The following is an 18,076-nucleotide window of genomic DNA, read 5'->3' as shown; positions in this document are numbered from 1 at the left end:
ATAAAAAAAGCAGCAGATCATGGAAATACTCATGACCTTGCTGCTTTTTTTATGTTTACTGCAAGCATCTCCCTCTACACACTAAAAAACAACCTAATCAGAACAAAACGGAGAAGCGAAGCCCTCCGTTTTGTCACTGCCCTCGCACTCCGAAGCTCCTTTTCCAAGTGACTCTCCTGTCCAACGTTGCTGCGGAGGGGCGAAATCGATTCTGTAGAAGCAAAGAAATTCGAAAACAACAGCGATCAAAAGAACGATTCGTCACCGGAGCTTCCACCAACGCCCCCCGGGCTCCCACCAACGTTCATACTTATTTAACCGGAAAATAAGCTTCGTCATCAATCCCAGAATAGCTGATCCGGATGCGGTCCTGTCCGTTTGTCCGAATCGAGCGCATCAATCTGTCTCAACTCATCTGGTGTCAGTTCAAAATCAAAGATATCTGCGTTCTCGCGAATCCGCTCAGGGGTCACCGATTTGGGAATCGTCACAATCTGATTCTGGATATCCCAGCGTAGAATAATCTGAGCCGGTGTTTTGCCGTACTTCTGAGCCAATCCCTTCAATGTAGATTCCTGATTTAACTTCCCTTTCATGATGGGACTCCATGCCTCAAGTTGAATGCCTTGGGCCCCGCAGAAGTCCTGCAGTTCCTGCTGAATCAGTCCCGGATGTAGTTCCACCTGATTCACCGCAGGCACCGTACCGCCTTCATCTATAAGATCGCGCAGATGATGTACCTGAAAATTACTCACACCGATTGCACGCACACTTCCTTCGCTATACAGACGTTCAAAAGCTCTCCACGTCTCTTTATATTGATCCCGGCCTGGCCAGTGAATCAAATATAGGTCAATGACATTTAAACCAAGTTTCTTCTGACTCGTTTCAAACGCTCTAAGTGTCGAATCATAACCTTGATCATCATTCCAAAGCTTCGTCGTTACGAATAGTTCATTACGGGCTACACCACTACTCGCAATGGCTTGTCCCACTTCCTCCTCATTGCCATAAACAGACGCGGTATCAATGCTGCGATACCCTACTTCCAGAGCGGTCTCTACCGCCTGTTGTACTTCTTTACCCTTTGCCTTATAAGTCCCGATTCCAAGCCATGGCATTGTCACTCCGTTGTTCAGAATTGTGCAATCTGTAATATGTTTAGTCATCCTGTACCTCCCGTATTGATTTTTGCCTGCTCTCGGTTTATTAACCTTCTGACAGAGTTTTAAGCGCTGGAAAAAACCAAAAAACCTGCAGACCATCACGGCCTGCAGGTTACGGTGTAACAGGAACAGTTTATTTCTTCCCTTGCCTGTGCTGATTCTGGAGCGAGTGTAACCTCTTCTTCTCCTCAATGAACATTTCCTGCGCTAACTCGAAACCCTGTCCACCCAGAGACAACCCTGCTTGCTTCATCGCCTGCTCGGTATGAGCCAGCCGCTGCTCTGCCTGCACAATGGTCTGTGCATTCGGATGGGACATGGCCTGGGAAACAGCATAATGAAGCTTGTTCACCGCATTTTGCGCCTGAGATACCGTTGTACCCGCTTGCAAACTGGAATCATAACGCTTGGGCATGAGTTATTCCTCCTCGGAATCATATTCCTGTCACCTCGTTAGCATGGATTGCATAGAGAAGACTTATTCTTTTTTTGAAAATTTGTTCAAACTTTATGCCTCCAAGATACGTTAAAAGAGCAGAAGGTTGTAAGATCAAAAAAATGGAGGAATGCTGATTGAGTACAAAAGGGATTCGTATAGGCCTCCTAACCGTTTCATTGCTATCCGTTCTGTTACTCTTATTTTTTATTTTTTGGACGCAGCGCTTCACAAACTCCACGTATGAGATCAAAGGATACGTCTCTTCATCGTTGCATAAGGATATCCCCGTGCCTGCCAATGCTAAACTCATTGAATCCGCGGCATATTCCGATCACCCCACACAATCTCGGAGCGAAACGTATGAACTGAAACACATCGGTGGTGAACAAGGACTATATCCACCTGAAGATTATTTCCAAAAGTTACATGAGGTCGGTTGGACGGAACTGAAGGACGAGCAGATGGGCAATGTGCATATTCTTAATAAAGAAGACGTTCGCATCGCCATTGAAATTCAGGAGGACACCTTCCAAATATTTTTGCTCCATTCGGATCGGGATCGTCATCAAAACTTGGGCTAAAACAAAATGCAACGCAAAAGGAGAGGCTTCTGCCCCTCCTTTTCAGGTAGCTATTCGGTTATTTGATGAACTTGGAAACCTTCGTAAGTACTTCTTCTTCCGTTGGAGCACTGATGTATCGGCCGTTGATGAAAACAAAAGCACGCTTCGCACATGGGCCGCAATAAGATTTACAACCGATCTTGATTTCTGTGCCTGGAGCCATCTTCTCCAGTTTAGGCACAATGGATTTCAATCGGATGTGATTACATTTTTCGCATACGCGGATATCGTTAGCCATGAGTTCCCCTTCTTCGCTCCCTTAGTGGTCGCCGTGGTTGCCTTTGGATGGATTCGTGATCACAAATCCTTCTTGTGGCAAGTAGAGGTAATCAATTTTCACGCCATCCAGCATAGGTTGTCCATTTTCCAAAATAACGTCGATGCCCTTATCTGTAGATACTACAGTGTCATTATCTCCTGGCGTATCCAGGTCAAGACCGTAATGCGCATGGTCTCCATGTGCATGTGTAATCACAACACGCAATAGTTTACCTTCGTTCTCCGGCTTGTCCAGTTCAAGCTTCAACACTTTCGCTGCGTTACGAGTGATTTTGCAGTTCATTCAATTCATCTCCTATATTATCATTGCTGGTTTCAACAATTTCAGCATTCATTTTAAACTCCAGCATCTATTGTAAAGAAAGTTACAGCTAATCGCAATAACATTGATGCGAAAATGACATGAAGTCATATTTTCGACACGACCTCGAGATGTTGTTTTGTCCACCAGTACTGGATATTTGCATTCAGCTCGGCTGATAAACCAACTCATCAGAATCAGGGTTATTAAGCTTGGATTTAGAAAGATAAAAAACGAGCGCCGCTTCAGCGCCCGCTCCGGTTATATGTCTGAACGATCTTTCGTTTCATGCCCGCTAACCCGAGGCACCTGCCTCACGCTCTCCATGGGATAACAATTCTGCCAGTAGCATGCCCACTTCCACACAAATGTCATCAAATTGCTCCACAGGTAGCGGATTCACTCCCAGACCCACCTCAACGGTGAAGCCCGGCTTGCCAAACGCTTGAATAAACCAATCTTTATAACCAGCATCACTGCCACCTAGTTTTATCGCTTTATATCCGGACGCTTTGGCAAGCTTGCGCGACAACGGTGCACTCTCTCTCGGCTCCAGATCCCGATAATTCCAATAGATTTCTTGACCTTGGCTATGCAAGGATACCACTGCAGCAAATGCATGTTCCTGCGTCCACTGTGCAAGCGCCTGAGCCTCAGGTTCTGTTAGCGGAGCCGTGCCCGCATAATCCCTTGGACCAGGCGAAAAAACACTTCTGCGCGCAACCTCCTCGTCCCAGTGAGCCGGAAACTGATCATTAAGATCCACACCTCTGATGTTCGCTTTCCAATGTGTAAAGTGTGGTCGTCCTCCATTCCACGCAAGTAATTCAGAAGCATACTTATGATGATTCACTACACCTTCCTGAACTAGCTCTACTCCGTCCGGGTTCACCATGGGCACCGCCCATAAGGTCGTCTCTTGCATCCAGCGCTGCGGATCATAGGAGTGCCACAGCGAGTCCAAGGAATACGCCTCAGCGTATTCTTCGATAAACCTCATAAGAACTGGCGTGGTTAACCATTCATTGGCATGAACCGATGCATTCACATGGATATGGCGAGGGCCGTGCCCGATTCGCACATAAGGTAATGTTTTTCCCATTACACTTGTACCGATCTCTCCCGATTTCACGCAGGAATAGCGTGCTTCCAATCGCTGTATATCTCTGATCAATTCACGATATCCATATTCACCCTCAATGTTCACGATGGTTTTCCCACCAGCCTGAGGAATATTTATACAGCATCCACCCCAATCCTTCACCTTGGAGATTTCGGGATTACTCTCACGAAGCTGTTCTTCCGATAATGCAAAACGTTCTGCCGTTTCCTGCACCGTTTCTCCCGGTGGTACCGCATATCTGCGTCCAGTTCCAGGCATCACACGTAACATCTGACCGGCAAGTAGATAAGGCTGCGCTGTAGCTTCGGGGTTCAGCGCACACAACAATGCATTAGTCATGCGATATGCCGAAGCAATTCGCGGTAACGTGTCACCTGTTTTCACGATAATCCATTGCAGTTCCATGTTGTTCTCCCTTCCACAGGTCTGATTCTCCCAATTGATTCTCCTTTATTCGTACCTGTATTATCGTATGCAAGCCCGGTTGTCCGTCATGTGACATCGTTCGCAGACTTCTATGTTATGTTAGATATTCTAGCCACCAGAGCAGAGTTGGAGCGTGCCTAAGAAATATATAAAAGCCCGAACCTTAACAGGTCCGGGCACCGAAGCAAAATTACATAGATGAATGCAGGCTTAATCCTATCTTTATTCCATATCATGATGATTACTAATACATTCCGACAGCGATTACGACAACTGCGTGACCTGCCAGACGACAGGTGTCTTGGAAATTTGCTCTCCCAGCCATTGTTTCGTAATATTCTGGAACATACGTGGATCACCTGTACAGAAAAACTGATGCACAGGCGTTTCATCTCCGCTTGCCAGCTTGCGTTTATCATATAAGATGGTACTGATTTCTCTCGCTGTTTCATCGGCTGAGCTGATGAGCTTTACATCCTGGCCCATGACATCCTGAATGGTATCCATCAGAAACGGATAATGCGTGCAACCAAGAATCAGACAGTCAATAGGCTCTCTTTTAATTTCTCCGAGCGCTTGATCCACCGTATACGTTGTATGTTCGGAACGAAATTCACCTTTCTCCACCAACGGCACCAGTGCAGGACAAGCCTGGCTGACCACATCGACATAAGGAGACAGCTGCTTGAGTGCCGACGTATACGCCCCACTTCCGATCGTACCCACAGTCCCGATCACACCGATGCGGCCTGTACGTGTTGCCATAATGGCTGCCCTTGCACCAGGATGGATCACTCCAATGACAGGAACATCCACCTTGGTCCGGATATATTCCAATGCGGCGGCTGTCGCCGTATTGCAGGCAATCACAATCACTTTCGGATTAAACTGAATCAAAAAATCAACGATTTGCTCCGTAAATTGTTTCACTTGTTCGGACGAACGGGGTCCGTACGGTGTCCGGGCAGTGTCCCCAAAATAAATGATCTTTTCCCGCGGGAGTTGACGCATCACTTCCTTCGCAACGGTCAATCCCCCTACACCGGAGTCTAATATAGCAATAGCTTGCTGCACGAACACACCGCTTCCTTCTTCATTAAATTCATTCTGATCATCCATAGTAAAAAAGCTTTCTACCTACCCTATGATATTTCCGGCAAAAAGGTACCTACATCTTACCCGATTTCATCGCCGGGTTCAAATTTAAGTCATTGAATCCTGTTGTCATGCATAGCATGAGCACACAACAAAGCAGGCTTTCCACCGGACTGGGGAAAGCCTGCTAAACCCGCATTGCTTAGTTTTCGTCTTTGGACTCGTCGGTAGTAAGCTTGACAATATCTTCGTTCCCCTGCTCTGTTGGTACCAATTTCAAGCCTTGAGTTTGTACTGAATCCTCTATTTGCTCTTGAACCTGGATCTCAGGCTGGACATGCCCCTGTACTCCTTCAGCTTTATCCGCATCTGCAATTGCAGCGGATATCCGGATTTCTTTACCATCCGAAGAGCAACGCCAGGACTGGATATCCTTAATAACTACATCCGCCGTTTCCTTCACTTTGGATACGATCTGTGAGCTTTGCTCTCCCACTTTTACAGCCAGTTCTTGACCTTTATCCGTAACTTGACGAGCACCCTCGGAAATATCCTGACGCAATTCACGTCCTGATTTTGGTGCAAGCAGCAGTGCAGTGACCGAACCAACGACGGAGCCGATTAAAGCCCCCCACAACAAGCTTTTATTCGAATCTTTCATGATCCATCTCTCCTCTTCAATGGGTTAGACATCGGTTTATTAAACAACGATAGGATCTGTTCATCTGGGCCAATGCCTACTCTGTTCATGCATTATAAGCAGGATGGGCTTGACCTGACACTCTGGAGTGAAAAAAAAACGGAACAAACGCATCTCTGGGTTAAGATACCCATCCTCATTCTTTTTTACCGAACTGTCTGAGGCGCGGGTACAGCATGCTCTTCTCCCGGGTTAAGATCTACGACGTATCTCCCTGGTGCAATTAAAGCAAACTGATGCTCACAGCGCCAGCGCTGTCCACCAGATGAGCCCAAGGTCTGACCATCCTGCAATACATCTCCCTGATCAAATATGTAATACGCAGCACCCAGAAGTGTCTGAGCCACCGTATCGGGGTCAAGTCCAGTAAAGTGACATTGCACATCAGGTACGCCAAGCGCAGATAAACCTACGGTATCCATAACCAGTTCTCGCTGTTGCTCAGTACCTCCCGCTTGATACATCCGCACATTCATCGCAGCATAGAGATGCTCCTCGCGTTCCTGGGATTGAATGTAAGCATCAGGTTCAACCAGTTTGTCACTGCCGTACCAGTAAAGCGCATCACAATCCAGTGTGTCCAGCACAGCCAGCACCGTTTTCTGGAACAAGTCCAGACGCTGTTTACGCGGCATGGCAGCAGTAAACATATCATGAATCCGAATGGAATAACGGGCAGAAGCTATAGCTTGTCCTGCTTCAGGCCAGTGCCATGCTTGCTGCAAAGCCCCTGCAAAACGTGTACGGTCCACAATTTCATGTACGGGTAGCAAGCAAGTCTGAGCGGGGATGCTACCTTCCTGAAAGGAAACCTTATGTTCCATATGGTAGAACACCATCATCTCCTGCGTTCCCTGTTCCTTCTCTTCCTGTTTTACATCCAGTCTCCCTTGTCCCGTTCGATGGATGAGCGCCTCCTGTAACACATGCCGATTCACAACTGGCTTTTCATTAAACAGGAACTCCACCATGTACACGGGGTGAAATCCTGATGACATTTCATCGCTTTCCCGCTTCCCTTGATCTGTCCCTTTCGAATCTTTCTCCATACAACTTCCCTCATTCCTTACTCTCTCACTTGGCCTTCATTTCCCTGAAAAGGTCCAAGTTCTTTTTCCACATAAGTGCTTACCTGGCCGGAGAACTGTTCAAGCACATCCGGCAAGGCTGCACTAAGTGGATTTAACACGGTTCGCTGCCAGCTGTAATAATCTTGCACAAGCGGTTTACGCAACGTAACGAGTTGACGCAAAACCCCGTATGTTGATTCATCAAATACGTTCTCTTCATAATTAATCTGAATAATATCATCGTAACTGCTTGCATCTCTCATAATGAAACCATCAATGAGATAACTGCCCACATCAGTCACAATCTCAACGGCAAGATGCAAACATCGTTCTTGCACCATCCCCAATACCAGACCACCATCCCAAGCCTGTACAACCTGCCGAAGCCCTTCAGCAACTTCCGGTATCGCGTCAAGCCGGCGAGCGATCTGCTCCCTATTCACATAATACATTCATTCACTTCCCGTTCAGTGAGTTATCGGTTTCGTTTCCCTCTGCGCTTAAGCCAGAAGATCATAACAGGGCAAGCGATCAGAAACACAACAAAAATATATAGAAATTCCATAACGTCTCTTAAATCGCTCATGCAGATTCCCCTTCAAATCCAGAATAGAATGTGTAAAACCTTAGATCACATAGTCAACAGCAATGGATTGTTCTCTCACTTCGTTCATGTACTTGATGACGTCCTGATGGAGTGGGTGAACCTGATACGCCTGAAGATCTTCCAGCGAAGCAAACTCCGCTGTCAGTGAAATGTCGAATGATCTGTCCGAACGCAGTACATCGATACCCACCTCAAGGGACATGAGAACATCGATTTTGCCTTCCAGATTACGCAGAACCTGGGCAGCCGCCTCAACGCTTTCTGCAGAGCGATCTTTCATTTTGAACAGGACAATATGCTTAATCATCTTGGTAAACACCTCGTTTGGATTAATAACTAGAACTATTAGCTATGTTTCGTGTATCCAAAATATATCATATCACCGTCTATTACGAAAGGATGCTTTGTATGCGTTTCCCGAACAACAATAATATTCCCCCAGGCTAATCCTTCGTTGAATCCAACTGCCGATCAGAAGACACTCCCCCATTCTCAACCCTTTTCTCCTGACCTTGAACAGTTTGAACATCTTCTTTTGATTGAACCTCTTCTTTTACTGGGGAAGGGATAGCGGAATTGGGCTTAGGCATGTTCCATTCCCGGTCAGGCAGACTGCTCTGTTCCTCCTGTTTCTTAAGTACCGCGATAGCCTGTCTGAGCTTGGCAGGCAAAGGCAATCCAATTTTGGCATAATTCTCTGTGATTGAGATCAATTCATTGACCAAGTAAAAATAAATTGCTCCTCCCTTAATAATATCGGTCCCCATAATCAGATCAATACGGTGAGCAAGCAGAACAACGGTCAGCATTAGCCCTTTTCGTGCAAGTCCCCAGAAGCCAATATTACTGTTCAATCCCGTTCCCGTTCTCACAGCTGCCGCCAGACCTGTAACATAATCAATAGCCATAGCGATCGCAAGCAGACTAAGTAGCTGATCCCACCCGCCAAAAGCGAACGTCACAACCGCTCCCGAAATAGCAGTAACCGAACTCACCGCTGGGCTCACGTTCCTCACCTCTCCCTTGTTCTTTCTTGTTTGAACACCCTACAATATATGTGAGAATGAGAGATTGTGACCGTTCATCTGTCTTGCTGAACAGCGGATTTATCATTTCAGATTTGTGCACTTTTTTTGGTTTGAACACCAAAAGTAGATTTACAAATGTAGTAGGAGTTCAGGGGAAAAACAGCATGAAATCAACAAAAATAACACAAAAGTTCTAAAGACCTATGAGTGGGTAAATGGAACTAATTAATTTGTAATCTCGTACAATTCATTCCATCTTTTTTAGTGAATCATTGTAATCTAGGAATATACTAGGATGTGTTTCGCAAGAGGTCTAGTTCGTAGTTCCCTCTTTCATGTAGAATGACGCACAAGCGGTTTTCAAACCAGTAATTGCGGCACTTGAAAGTACCCCTTTATTTATTGTAGTATTTGGTTAAAAAAATCGGAGGAAATATGCCTAATCAACCAGAACAACATTCCATCCAGGCGTGGTCTCTGATCAACCGTAAATATTTGGGAAAAGGTGTCCGTGTTAAACGGTTCCGCAAACCGACACGCTGTCAAATCCGCAATCGTGTTCTTCTTGCCGTGCTGATGGCCAACGATATTAAATTGTCTCAGCTCGCTGAAGACCTCTCGATCTCCTCACGCAGTGTAAGCGCGTGGGTGTATGAAGGGCGAATACCCGGCAGTACCAATCTGGACAAAACTTGTCAGTTGCTTGGCTACCCGCGACATATTCTTTTTAATGAAGAGGTCGTGCGCAACAGTCCTGTCATCTGTCAACCCGAGCCTTCCCGCTTTATGAAGCGGACGGTAACCCGCTCTCCAGTGAGTAACCGTATATTGACAGGCCTGTGTATGGTCCATGATTTGTCGGTGACAGATGTCAGCCACTGGATCGGGGTTCATCCCGGCACTTTCCGCAAATGGCTGCATCAGGGAACGCTGCCTTCTGCCGCGTTTCAGGAACAAGCGGAACAATTTTTCCGCATCCCGAAAACTATTCTGTTCGCAGATGTCATTCTTAAGGATCGTCGTAATCAATAAAACAGCGAACAGCCAAAAGGCTCTGCGCCCTCTCCCGAGGGCCAGAGCCTATTTTAGTTGGATACGCCAAGACGATGAACGATGCATAATTTACCTGAAAAGACCACAAAATGAAACTGTGAAAGCGAGCGGATTATTGCATTACAAAAATGGACCACTCCATACTCTATTTTAGAAGCAGGTGAATACAATGAAGTCATTCAAACATCTGGGGGTCGCCTTGGGTTTTCTCGCTGGAACCACCTTTGGTAGTGGAATTGCGTTTTTGTTTCGTTTCTCGCCCGTTCAATTAATGCTCAGTGTTGCTCTATTCGGTATAGCTGGTATCCTTTCAGGATTGCTGACCAGTAAAATTTGGTATAACCAGATTCAGGAGCATTAAGGAAAAAGCAAACGAAAAAAGGTTTGTACATTGCCCAATCGGGCAACATACAAACCTTTTTGTTATGCGGTCGAGAGGACTCGAACCTCCACGGGGGGTTAGCCCACACGGACCTGAACCGTGCGCGTCTGCCAATTCCGCCACGACCGCATATTATGTATCTCTTCATCATCGATGAAAAGTATATCCGGTGAAACAATTCCTTGTTTTACCGTAATTCAGAGTATACATGTTACATTTTTATATTGCAACAACTTTTTTAATCCCTTAGAGGGACATATGTCCTTTTCTCACTAATTCAAACCACATATGTTTATCAATAGTAATCTTATAATGACATAAAGCACATATACCAATGAAGGGGACTTTCATTTGCTGAATTCAAAACTTTGTTTTATCGGAGCCGGATTCCATGCCTCCACGAATATTTACCCTGCAGCGATCGAAGCGGGTGCAACCATTCAGGCTGTGGCTACAAGGAATCTTGAACGATCTAGGGCGGCCCTGCTTCGCTTTGGCAGTTCAGGTCAAGCCTATGATCATGCCGGCCAGATGCTGGAGCAGGAAACCTGTGACGGAGTCGTCGTCGTTGCTCAGCCAGTGGATCAAACCAAACTTGTGCTGGAATGCATTGAGGCAGGTAAACATGTCTATGTGGACAAACCACTTGGCTGGACTGCAGAAGAAGCCGCTAAGGTGGCCCAAGCAGCAGATCAGGGTGATGTTGTGGTCATGGTCGGTTTTATGAAACGTTATGCCCCCATCTATCAGAAACTCAAGGCACTCATTGATGAGAGAACGCTCGGTAAAGTGCGCTCGTTCCAGATGAAATTTGCCGTAGATAGCACGCCTTTTTGTGAAAATGAAGAACAGTTTATGAAACTGGCTGCCATACATATGGTGGATCTCATGCGTTATTTGTTTGGCGAAGCTACGCAAGTAACAGGAACGACTGTAAGAGATGGAAAACATATTAACCAGAGTATTTCCTTGATTTTTGATGAAGGTGTCACGGGCAGTGCCTATTTTACAGGGATGAGTGCATGGTCACGTGAAAGCGAAAGTGTGCTGGTTACTTTTGAGCATGGATTCGCTCTAGCCGATGAGATCACCAAACTTACAATACATGAATCTCATAAAGGGGATCTTCTTCCATGGAAGTCTCTTGAAGAACACGATTCGTTATATACTCCTTCCGGCACCCCAATGTCCGGAGCTTATAGGGATCTTTATCTGCGTGGCTTTGTAGGTGAAATGAGACACTTTATGTCCTGTTGCCAGACGGGGGCCGTTCCACTCTCAAGCGCTCGCGATAATATTAGTACAATGGCTTTATGTGACCGAATCCTGTCATCTTTCATATAGAAACAAACAGAAACAGACCCTGTTCGTAAGGGTCTGTTCGCATTCTTCCGTTTCTCTGTTCTTCTGTGCTATTATTTTGCTTTTTCCACCGTCTGAATGATGACGGTTCGATTGCGTCCCTCTTCTTTGGCCAGATAGAGCGCATTATCTGCCAGATGAAACAATTCTGTTTCCGAGCGGGAATGCATCGGGAACTCAGCAATGCCTGCAGATATCGTAACGGTACGGTCAACAGCAAGTACGCTTTCTTCAACTGAAATCCGAATGCGCTCTGCTATCTCATAAGCCTTCTTGGAATCGTAATCCCTTAACAGTACAACAAACTCTTCACCGCCAAACCGAAAACAAACATCCTCAGGCCTTACAGACATTTGAATCAACTTCGCGATTTGTTTTAGAACCTCATCTCCAGTCGAATGACCATAGGTATCATTAATTAACTTAAAGCGGTCTATATCGAGAACAATGATTGCAAATGGATTCTCATCATGAGTCCATGCCTGAATCACTTCCTCAAAGGTTCTGCGATTATTCAAACCAGTTAATACGTCTGTTCTTGCATCATACACCAACTGATCCGTCTTATTTCTGAAACTTGTCATCGCTCCAAGCACCGCTCGAGTAAGCAGGTCGGCTTCCCTGTTCCAATGCGGCTTCACGACAGGTAACTCCACCTGCCCTTTGTCCACTTGCTGCACGAGATCAGCCAAGAATACAAACGGATGTACCAGCTTCCGGGCAACTCTTAACACAATTAGAGTCAACAATATAAAGGGTACCGCTATGTATAGCAACAACAGTCCGATCTGACGGTTTAACTGATCATATACGATTTGAGTTGGAGATACGACAACCACTCCCCAGTTGGTTGCTGGAACTTTGTAATATCCGGCAAGCGTATTAACCCCATCCAAATTCGTATATTGCTCTTGTCCCGTCTGATTTTTGATCAGTTTCTGCACCACTGTATTGGCTCTAATATCTCTGCCAATTCGGCTGACGTTGGGATGAAAAAGCAACGTTCCCTTATGGTCAACTATAAAAAAGTATGTTCCATTGTCGGTTTTAAGTTGACTCCCAAACGACAAATCGAGTATATTATTTTCCTGCAAATAGATACTCCCACTAATCATGCCTTTGTATTTTCCCATTGGATCAACAATTGGTTCACTGAGAAAAACAATTCTACGATTCGTTCGCGGTGTCACGTAAGCATCTGATATGTATGAGGCTTTGGATTTGATCGCCGCTTTGGCCGCCTCGGAGCTCACATGTGTACCAATACTGGCCTGAGAATACGGTGACCTCGACAGCACAAGGCCCATCTGGTCTGCCAAGACTACAGCGTTAAAATAATCACTGCTATTATGGATGAGATCCAGCGTAGTGTTCAGTTTCTCCTTATCATTGAAATCGACATTTTTAAAATGTGCGGCTCCATACTTTAAGCTTTTTCTCATGGATTCAAATAAGGAGTTTAACGTTTGACTCATCTGTACAGCACTCGCATAGTTAACAGAAAGAGTATTGTTAATAAGAGACTGTTTCTGCGTGGTATACGAGGTAATCACCATAATGGTTAGCGTCATCAATACGGAGATTGTAACGAATCCACCAAGTAATGCGGTCAGACTGACTTTTTTGAACTTCTTTACTTTTCTGCGTAATCTGGATTTTTTTTTATTTGCAATCATTTTGCTTCCCCCGGATTTTCATAAAAAAGCATACCTACATCATCATATAATAAAGTTGTTAAGAAACAATGAAGAAATGACGTATATTAACTTTGAATTTATAGGATTGACGAATTTATGACAAAATAACGCATCCGGGGAATAAGCGAATCCTCTTCATCTATTTACCCTTCAATGACATAACCCTCTTCCAGGTTTTGCTCCACAAAGCCCGCCATATACCGCATCTGAACATCAATTGGGCGAAGACTCCCCATCAATATGCGATTCTGAACGTCAATGGGCTCAGCCGGAAGTGCAAAGGCACGTACATAAGGGAATTCTATTCCAAGCGTTGTGTAGATTGCGTTGACAAGCTGATCGTTACCACAACGTCCAAACACATTAAGCAGCACAGCACCACCTGCATACAGTTTGTCTTTTGCCATGTTAAAAAAAGAACGGTTCGTAAACTGCTCTGGTGTGCCCGTTGCCGTAAATGCGTCTATAACGATATAATCATACGTCCCAGCCTGTTCCCGTTCCAGCAGTTCCCGACCATCCCCCACCAGGACAGGGGACCCTTTGTATCCAAAAAAGTGCTGACTGATTTCCACAACCTCCGCATCCAACTCCGCTACCTTAACTTGTCGATCAGACAAATAAGAAGGGATTGTGCCAATACCCTGCCCCACGACGAATACGCGATTGTAATGCGGGTTATTTCGCTCCATCAGATGTAGCATAGCCCTCGGGTACTCTAGAACAATCCTGGAAGGTTGCTCTACATCGATCGCCCCCTGCACGGCATCATTAGAGAACTGCAATACACGAAAATGTCCTTTTTCCCCGTAAAGCCTTTTCGTCTCGTACACCGTCAGTTCATGTTGCTCACTTTTATTCCGGTATAATACTCTCAACTTCCTGCTCCCTTCAGATGAACCTTTGAACCTATAAAATCCATATTACAAAGACCCTGTGACTCAATCTTGCAAACCAATTGCTTCGTGTAATGCCTGCACATAAGCCACGCCAAGATTGGAAAGTGACGTGCTTTTATGAGAAATCCATCCAACATTTATGGACTCTTCACATTCGAGGGGAACCGGAATGATCTCGTTGCCGTTCAGATCGGCGCTAAGCACTCCAGTCGAGATCGTATACCCATTTAGACCGATAAGCAGATTAAATAAAGTCGCCCGGTCGTTGACCTGAATGCTTTTGGGATGAGATAACGTACTCAGAATTTCTTCGGAAAAATGAAAAGAATTATACTCCCCCTGGTCAAAGGACAGGTAAGGATAATCCTGAAGCTGTTCAATGGCCACAGACTCTTGCTTCGCAAGCGGATTGTTCACACTGATGAAAATATGCGGTTTCGCTGTAAACAGGCTTGTAAACACAAGTCCTGCATCTTTCAACAATTTATTGATAACTTTGGCGTTGAATTCGTTCAGATAAAGGATGCCAATCTCACTCCGAAGACTTTTTACATCCTGAATGATCTCATACGTTTTAGTCTCGCGCAGTGCGAGTTCATACTCATCATGACCGTGCTGCTGAACAAGCTTTACAAATGCATTCACCGCAAAAGCGTAGTGCTGGGTGGATACCGAAAAGTGTTGCGGAGACGGCTTCGCATTCAGATAACGATTCTCCAGCAGTTCGGCCTGTTCGACGACCTGACGAGCATAACTTAGAAACTCCACCCCTTCTTTGGAAAGAGTAATGCCTTTATTGGTCCGTTCAAAAATGGTAATACGAAGCTCCTGTTCCAGATCGCGAATCGCGTTTGATAAGCTCGGCTGGGAGATAAACAACCGTTTGGCTGCTTCGTTCATCGATCCGTGTGTGGCAACCTCGATTACATATTTAAGTTGTTGTAATGTCATGACTTGACTCCTTTTCCGATATCCCTCGTATATCTTATATTCCATCAAGAGAAAGTTTTCTTTTTGGCGATCCCTGTCACTAGATTCTCTGCTTCCAGCGAACAACGTTCAGGAAACATACTACGTTGCTCCAGCTTATCCTGAATAAAATCAACGACCTGTTGCAGCGAGGCGATCTGATCTTCTACTTTTTTCTGATAATTGACCAGCATCTCCCGTTCCTCCGGAAAATCGTTCAAATCCGACTCCAGCGACATCTGCAGAAATGGCTTCATATCCTCAAGCGACATGCCTGTTTTCTTCAGACAAGTAATTAGACTCATCGTCTGGATGTCCTGTTCCGAATAGACCCTGTGGCTACTTGCTTTACGCTCCGCACGGGGGAGCAGACCAATCTTCTCATAATAACGAATGGTATCTTTGGATAACCCCGACCGCTCTGATGTTTCATGAATGGAGAACGTACTTTGCTCACTCATCATTAGCCCTCCCATACCCATACTTCTCTCTATCATATAACTTGGAGCTAGCTCCAAGTCAAGCCTCAAACCTACTCTTGACTTGGAGTCAGCTCCAAATTGTAGAATGACTCGAATACATGAGGAGGTCATTTTAATGAACCCAGTAAATCCGCTTCGCACAGCCGTAATAACCGGCTCATCTTCAGGAATTGGCCTGGAACTAACAAGACAGCTTCTAAAGGATCAGTGGAAGATTATCGCTCTTAACCGCTCCGCGTTCCCGGCAGATGATCGTGTAATTCAGTCCGCATTAAGCTCAGGTCAATTACGATCCATTCAAGCCAAGTTCACGAATTATGCCAGCCTTCGCTCAGCGCTGGACCAGATTCGATCACAGACGGATTCCATTGACGTCCTGTTCAACAATGCAGGCGGAAGCACCTCTACCCTCCAATACTCCGACCAAGGGCGTGAGTTGCATTTTGAGCTTCAGACGGTGGTTCCTTATATCATTTATCGGGAGCTGTATGAGTTGCTACGCCAAGGGAAGATGAAAACCGTAGTAAACACCTCCTCAACTGCTTTTCGCATGATGAAGGCGTTCGACCTTGATACACTGGAGCGGCCAGCCTCGTTCAAAAAGCTGTTTGGTCCTTACGCTGCGTCCAAGCTCGCACTCTCATTGTGGACAGCCGAGGCTGCATCCAAAGCTATGGCGGATGGCATTCGACTTCTTAGTGTTGATCCGGGTGGAAACAACACGCTAAGAAGCAACAAAACATCCGGTTTGCCCTTCTATATCAAACCTCTAATGAAGTTATTCTTCTCTCATCCAAGTCGAGGGGCATCCCTGCTTCATGACGCTGTACTCGGGAGCGTGAAGCATGATTCTGGTGCGTTTCTGGTTAATAATAAGGCAGCACGCCTTCGTTTTCATGAGCAAGGATCTACCATACTTCAACGTGTGCATGAAATCTATGAGCAAAATTATCTGAATACCTAATTCATGCTTGAAATTTACCGCTCTCGCCCTGAAGAAGTCTGATTCCAGACTTGACCGAATAAGGTCAGGTCTTTTTATCTTTGTCCTTCATATTTTCCAAGCCTTCGTTCATAGGTGTAAGCATGGTGAGTAAACCACATGACGCGGTTTGCAGCGGATATCGGAAGGAGACATCAGAATGAGTAAAGAAAAACAACCCAGTGCTCAGCCGTATATTATCCCCCAACCTATTCGAAGCGACGGTGCAGGCGGCCCGGATTATGGACCAAGAGATGTGTTAAGAGACAAGCAAAATCCCGATATGCTTGTCCCCCCTAAGACAGATAATGGCTTGTTACCTAACCTCAGGATGTCCTTCTCCGACACCCATATGCAGCTCAATCACGGCGGCTGGTCACGTGAAATTACGGTACGTGACCTGCCTGTTGCCACTACGCTCGCCGGCGTTAATATGAGCCTGACTCCAGGCGGCGTCCGCGAACTGCACTGGCATCAACAATCTGAATGGGCTTATATGATCTGGGGTACAGCCCGGATCACTTCTGTGGATCAGAACGGGCGAAACTTTATTGCTGATGTGGGTCCCGGTGATCTTTGGTTTTTCCCAAAAGGACTTCCTCATTCGATTCAAGGGTTGGAGAACGGGTGTGAATTTTTATTGGTATTCGATGATGGCAGCTTCTCTGATCTGAATACATTGTCCATCTCAGACTGGTTTGCCCATACGCCACCAGAGGTACTATCCTTGAATTTTGGCGTTCCTGAATCAGCCTTCCAATCGATGCCCAAGGAACAGGTTTATATTTTTCAAGATGATGTACCTGGTTCACTTGAAAGCCAGCGCGTTCAATCCCCCTACGGAACCGTTCCTCTTCAGTTTACCTATCGTTTGCTTGCACAGGAACCTTTGATCACACCTGGAGGAAGTGTGCGCATCGTTGATTCCACCAACTTTCCGATCTCCACTACAGTCGCTGCGGCACTAGTCGAGATCAAACCTGGAGCGATGCGTGAGCTACACTGGCACCCTAATGCCGATGAATGGCAGTACTATTTGACGGGTGAAGGCAGAATGACCGTCTTTGGTGGCAATGGGATCGCACGCACCTTTGATTACCGGGCCGGAGATGTAGGGTATGTTCCCGTTGCCATGGGGCACTATATACAAAATACCGGAAAAGACACATTATGGTTTTTGGAAATATTCCGAAGTGACCGTTTTGAGGATGTCTCTCTCAATCAATGGATGGCTCTAACACCGCGTGATCTGGTTCGAGACAACCTGAATGCTCCTCCAGAACTGCTGGATGCATTACGGAAAGTGAAGTGGCCTGTCGTATAAAATAGTATAAACCTATATCATATGCACGAAAATGGGGTAAAAGGAAGAGAACCCCACATAGACCAAGGA

20 protein-coding genes, 1 tRNA gene and 1 pseudogene are annotated in these 18,076 nt (G+C 45.8%); 6 read left to right on the top strand and 16 right to left on the bottom strand.

Going from position 1 to position 18,076, the window contains the following annotated elements:
* Window positions 1-338: 338 nt before the first annotated feature.
* Together BLQ13_RS13385 and BLQ13_RS13380 are read right to left on the bottom strand one after the other, a co-directional pair.
* Window positions 339-1,169: an aldo/keto reductase gene (locus tag BLQ13_RS13385; protein ID WP_090920473.1), complete on the bottom strand. Its 831-nt coding sequence runs from the start codon at window positions 1,167-1,169 to the stop codon at window positions 339-341.
* Window positions 1,170-1,299: 130 nt separating this feature from the next.
* Complete coding sequence (locus tag BLQ13_RS13380) at window positions 1,300-1,581, bottom strand: hypothetical protein (RefSeq protein WP_090920470.1); 282 nt, start codon at window positions 1,579-1,581, stop codon at window positions 1,300-1,302.
* 158 nt (window positions 1,582-1,739) lie between these two features.
* On the opposite strand from BLQ13_RS13380, the gene BLQ13_RS13375 reads away from it, so the two are divergent.
* On the top strand, window positions 1,740-2,186 hold the full coding sequence (locus BLQ13_RS13375) for a hypothetical protein (RefSeq protein WP_090920466.1): 447 nt from the start codon (window positions 1,740-1,742) through the stop codon (window positions 2,184-2,186).
* A gap of 58 nt (window positions 2,187-2,244) precedes the next feature.
* Here the strand turns inward: BLQ13_RS13375 and BLQ13_RS13370 are convergent, their stop codons facing one another.
* From BLQ13_RS13370 to BLQ13_RS13330, 9 genes and pseudogenes are all read right to left on the bottom strand, one after another.
* A complete protein-coding gene (locus tag BLQ13_RS13370) occupies window positions 2,245-2,466 on the bottom strand; it encodes a YuzB family protein (protein WP_090920463.1) in 222 nt (73 codons plus the stop codon).
* 21 nt (window positions 2,467-2,487) lie between these two features.
* Entirely contained in the window at window positions 2,488-2,790 is a 303-nt protein-coding gene (locus tag BLQ13_RS13365) for a heme biosynthesis protein HemY (RefSeq protein ID WP_090920458.1), read from the bottom strand.
* 313 nt (window positions 2,791-3,103) lie between these two features.
* The gene (locus tag BLQ13_RS13360) at window positions 3,104-4,336 is read right to left on the bottom strand and encodes a M14 family metallopeptidase (RefSeq protein WP_420848938.1); all 1,233 of its coding nucleotides are present in this window, start codon (window positions 4,334-4,336) and stop codon (window positions 3,104-3,106) included.
* A 285-nt stretch (window positions 4,337-4,621) separates the two neighbouring features.
* Window positions 4,622-5,431: a glutamate racemase gene (gene racE, locus BLQ13_RS13355; RefSeq protein WP_090920530.1), complete on the bottom strand. Its 810-nt coding sequence runs from the start codon at window positions 5,429-5,431 to the stop codon at window positions 4,622-4,624.
* Window positions 5,432-5,654: 223 nt separating this feature from the next.
* Window positions 5,655-6,113, bottom strand: a complete 459-nt coding sequence (locus tag BLQ13_RS29090) for a YtxH domain-containing protein (protein ID WP_090920455.1) — start codon at window positions 6,111-6,113, stop codon at window positions 5,655-5,657.
* 185 nt (window positions 6,114-6,298) lie between these two features.
* The gene (locus BLQ13_RS13345; protein ID WP_090920452.1) at window positions 6,299-7,201 is read right to left on the bottom strand and encodes a DUF4261 domain-containing protein; all 903 of its coding nucleotides are present in this window, start codon (window positions 7,199-7,201) and stop codon (window positions 6,299-6,301) included.
* 17 nt (window positions 7,202-7,218) lie between these two features.
* A complete protein-coding gene (locus BLQ13_RS13340; RefSeq protein WP_090920449.1) occupies window positions 7,219-7,674 on the bottom strand; it encodes a DUF86 domain-containing protein in 456 nt (151 codons plus the stop codon).
* A gap of 174 nt (window positions 7,675-7,848) precedes the next feature.
* Complete coding sequence (locus tag BLQ13_RS13335) at window positions 7,849-8,136, bottom strand: Dabb family protein (RefSeq protein ID WP_090920446.1); 288 nt, start codon at window positions 8,134-8,136, stop codon at window positions 7,849-7,851.
* Window positions 8,137-8,452: 316 nt separating this feature from the next.
* A pseudogene (locus BLQ13_RS13330) lies at window positions 8,453-8,845 on the bottom strand (phage holin family protein); the annotation flags it as partial.
* 447 nt (window positions 8,846-9,292) lie between these two features.
* Here BLQ13_RS13330 and BLQ13_RS13325 point away from each other — a divergent pair.
* Window positions 9,293-9,889 carry a helix-turn-helix domain-containing protein gene (locus BLQ13_RS13325; protein ID WP_090920440.1) on the top strand — a complete coding sequence of 199 codons (597 nt, stop codon included), beginning with the start codon at window positions 9,293-9,295 and terminating at the stop codon, window positions 9,887-9,889.
* A 190-nt stretch (window positions 9,890-10,079) separates the two neighbouring features.
* Window positions 10,080-10,271: a hypothetical protein gene (locus tag BLQ13_RS13320; protein ID WP_090920438.1), complete on the top strand. Its 192-nt coding sequence runs from the start codon at window positions 10,080-10,082 to the stop codon at window positions 10,269-10,271.
* A gap of 65 nt (window positions 10,272-10,336) precedes the next feature.
* Here BLQ13_RS13320 and BLQ13_RS13315 read toward each other — a convergent pair.
* Window positions 10,337-10,421 (bottom strand) — tRNA-Leu (locus BLQ13_RS13315).
* Window positions 10,422-10,643: 222 nt separating this feature from the next.
* On the opposite strand from BLQ13_RS13315, the gene BLQ13_RS13310 reads away from it, so the two are divergent.
* Window positions 10,644-11,636: a Gfo/Idh/MocA family protein gene (locus BLQ13_RS13310; RefSeq protein WP_090920436.1), complete on the top strand. Its 993-nt coding sequence runs from the start codon at window positions 10,644-10,646 to the stop codon at window positions 11,634-11,636.
* Window positions 11,637-11,707: 71 nt separating this feature from the next.
* Here the strand turns inward: BLQ13_RS13310 and BLQ13_RS13305 are convergent, their stop codons facing one another.
* From BLQ13_RS13305 to BLQ13_RS13290, 4 genes are all read right to left on the bottom strand, one after another.
* The gene (locus tag BLQ13_RS13305; protein WP_090920434.1) at window positions 11,708-13,330 is read right to left on the bottom strand and encodes a sensor domain-containing diguanylate cyclase; all 1,623 of its coding nucleotides are present in this window, start codon (window positions 13,328-13,330) and stop codon (window positions 11,708-11,710) included.
* A gap of 164 nt (window positions 13,331-13,494) precedes the next feature.
* Window positions 13,495-14,229 carry a spermidine synthase gene (locus BLQ13_RS13300; protein ID WP_090920431.1) on the bottom strand — a complete coding sequence of 245 codons (735 nt, stop codon included), beginning with the start codon at window positions 14,227-14,229 and terminating at the stop codon, window positions 13,495-13,497.
* Window positions 14,230-14,292: 63 nt separating this feature from the next.
* Window positions 14,293-15,201: a LysR family transcriptional regulator gene (locus BLQ13_RS13295; RefSeq protein WP_090920428.1), complete on the bottom strand. Its 909-nt coding sequence runs from the start codon at window positions 15,199-15,201 to the stop codon at window positions 14,293-14,295.
* A gap of 44 nt (window positions 15,202-15,245) precedes the next feature.
* Entirely contained in the window at window positions 15,246-15,680 is a 435-nt protein-coding gene (locus tag BLQ13_RS13290) for a MerR family transcriptional regulator (RefSeq protein WP_244159310.1), read from the bottom strand.
* Window positions 15,681-15,816: 136 nt separating this feature from the next.
* On the opposite strand from BLQ13_RS13290, the gene BLQ13_RS13285 reads away from it, so the two are divergent.
* Window positions 15,817-16,665 (top strand): SDR family NAD(P)-dependent oxidoreductase, encoded by an 849-nt coding sequence (locus BLQ13_RS13285; protein WP_090920422.1) that lies wholly within the window; start codon window positions 15,817-15,819, stop codon window positions 16,663-16,665.
* Between the two features lie 178 nt (window positions 16,666-16,843).
* On the top strand, window positions 16,844-18,007 hold the full coding sequence (locus BLQ13_RS13280) for an oxalate decarboxylase family bicupin (protein ID WP_090920420.1): 1,164 nt from the start codon (window positions 16,844-16,846) through the stop codon (window positions 18,005-18,007).
* Window positions 18,008-18,076: the final 69 nt, after the last annotated feature.

This window comes from Paenibacillus polysaccharolyticus (genome assembly GCF_900102085.1).
Lineage (GTDB): Bacteria > Bacillota > Bacilli > Paenibacillales > Paenibacillaceae > Paenibacillus > Paenibacillus polysaccharolyticus.
The sequence above is the reverse complement of the archived record's forward strand: the minus strand, read 5'-3'. Positions and strand labels throughout refer to the sequence as shown.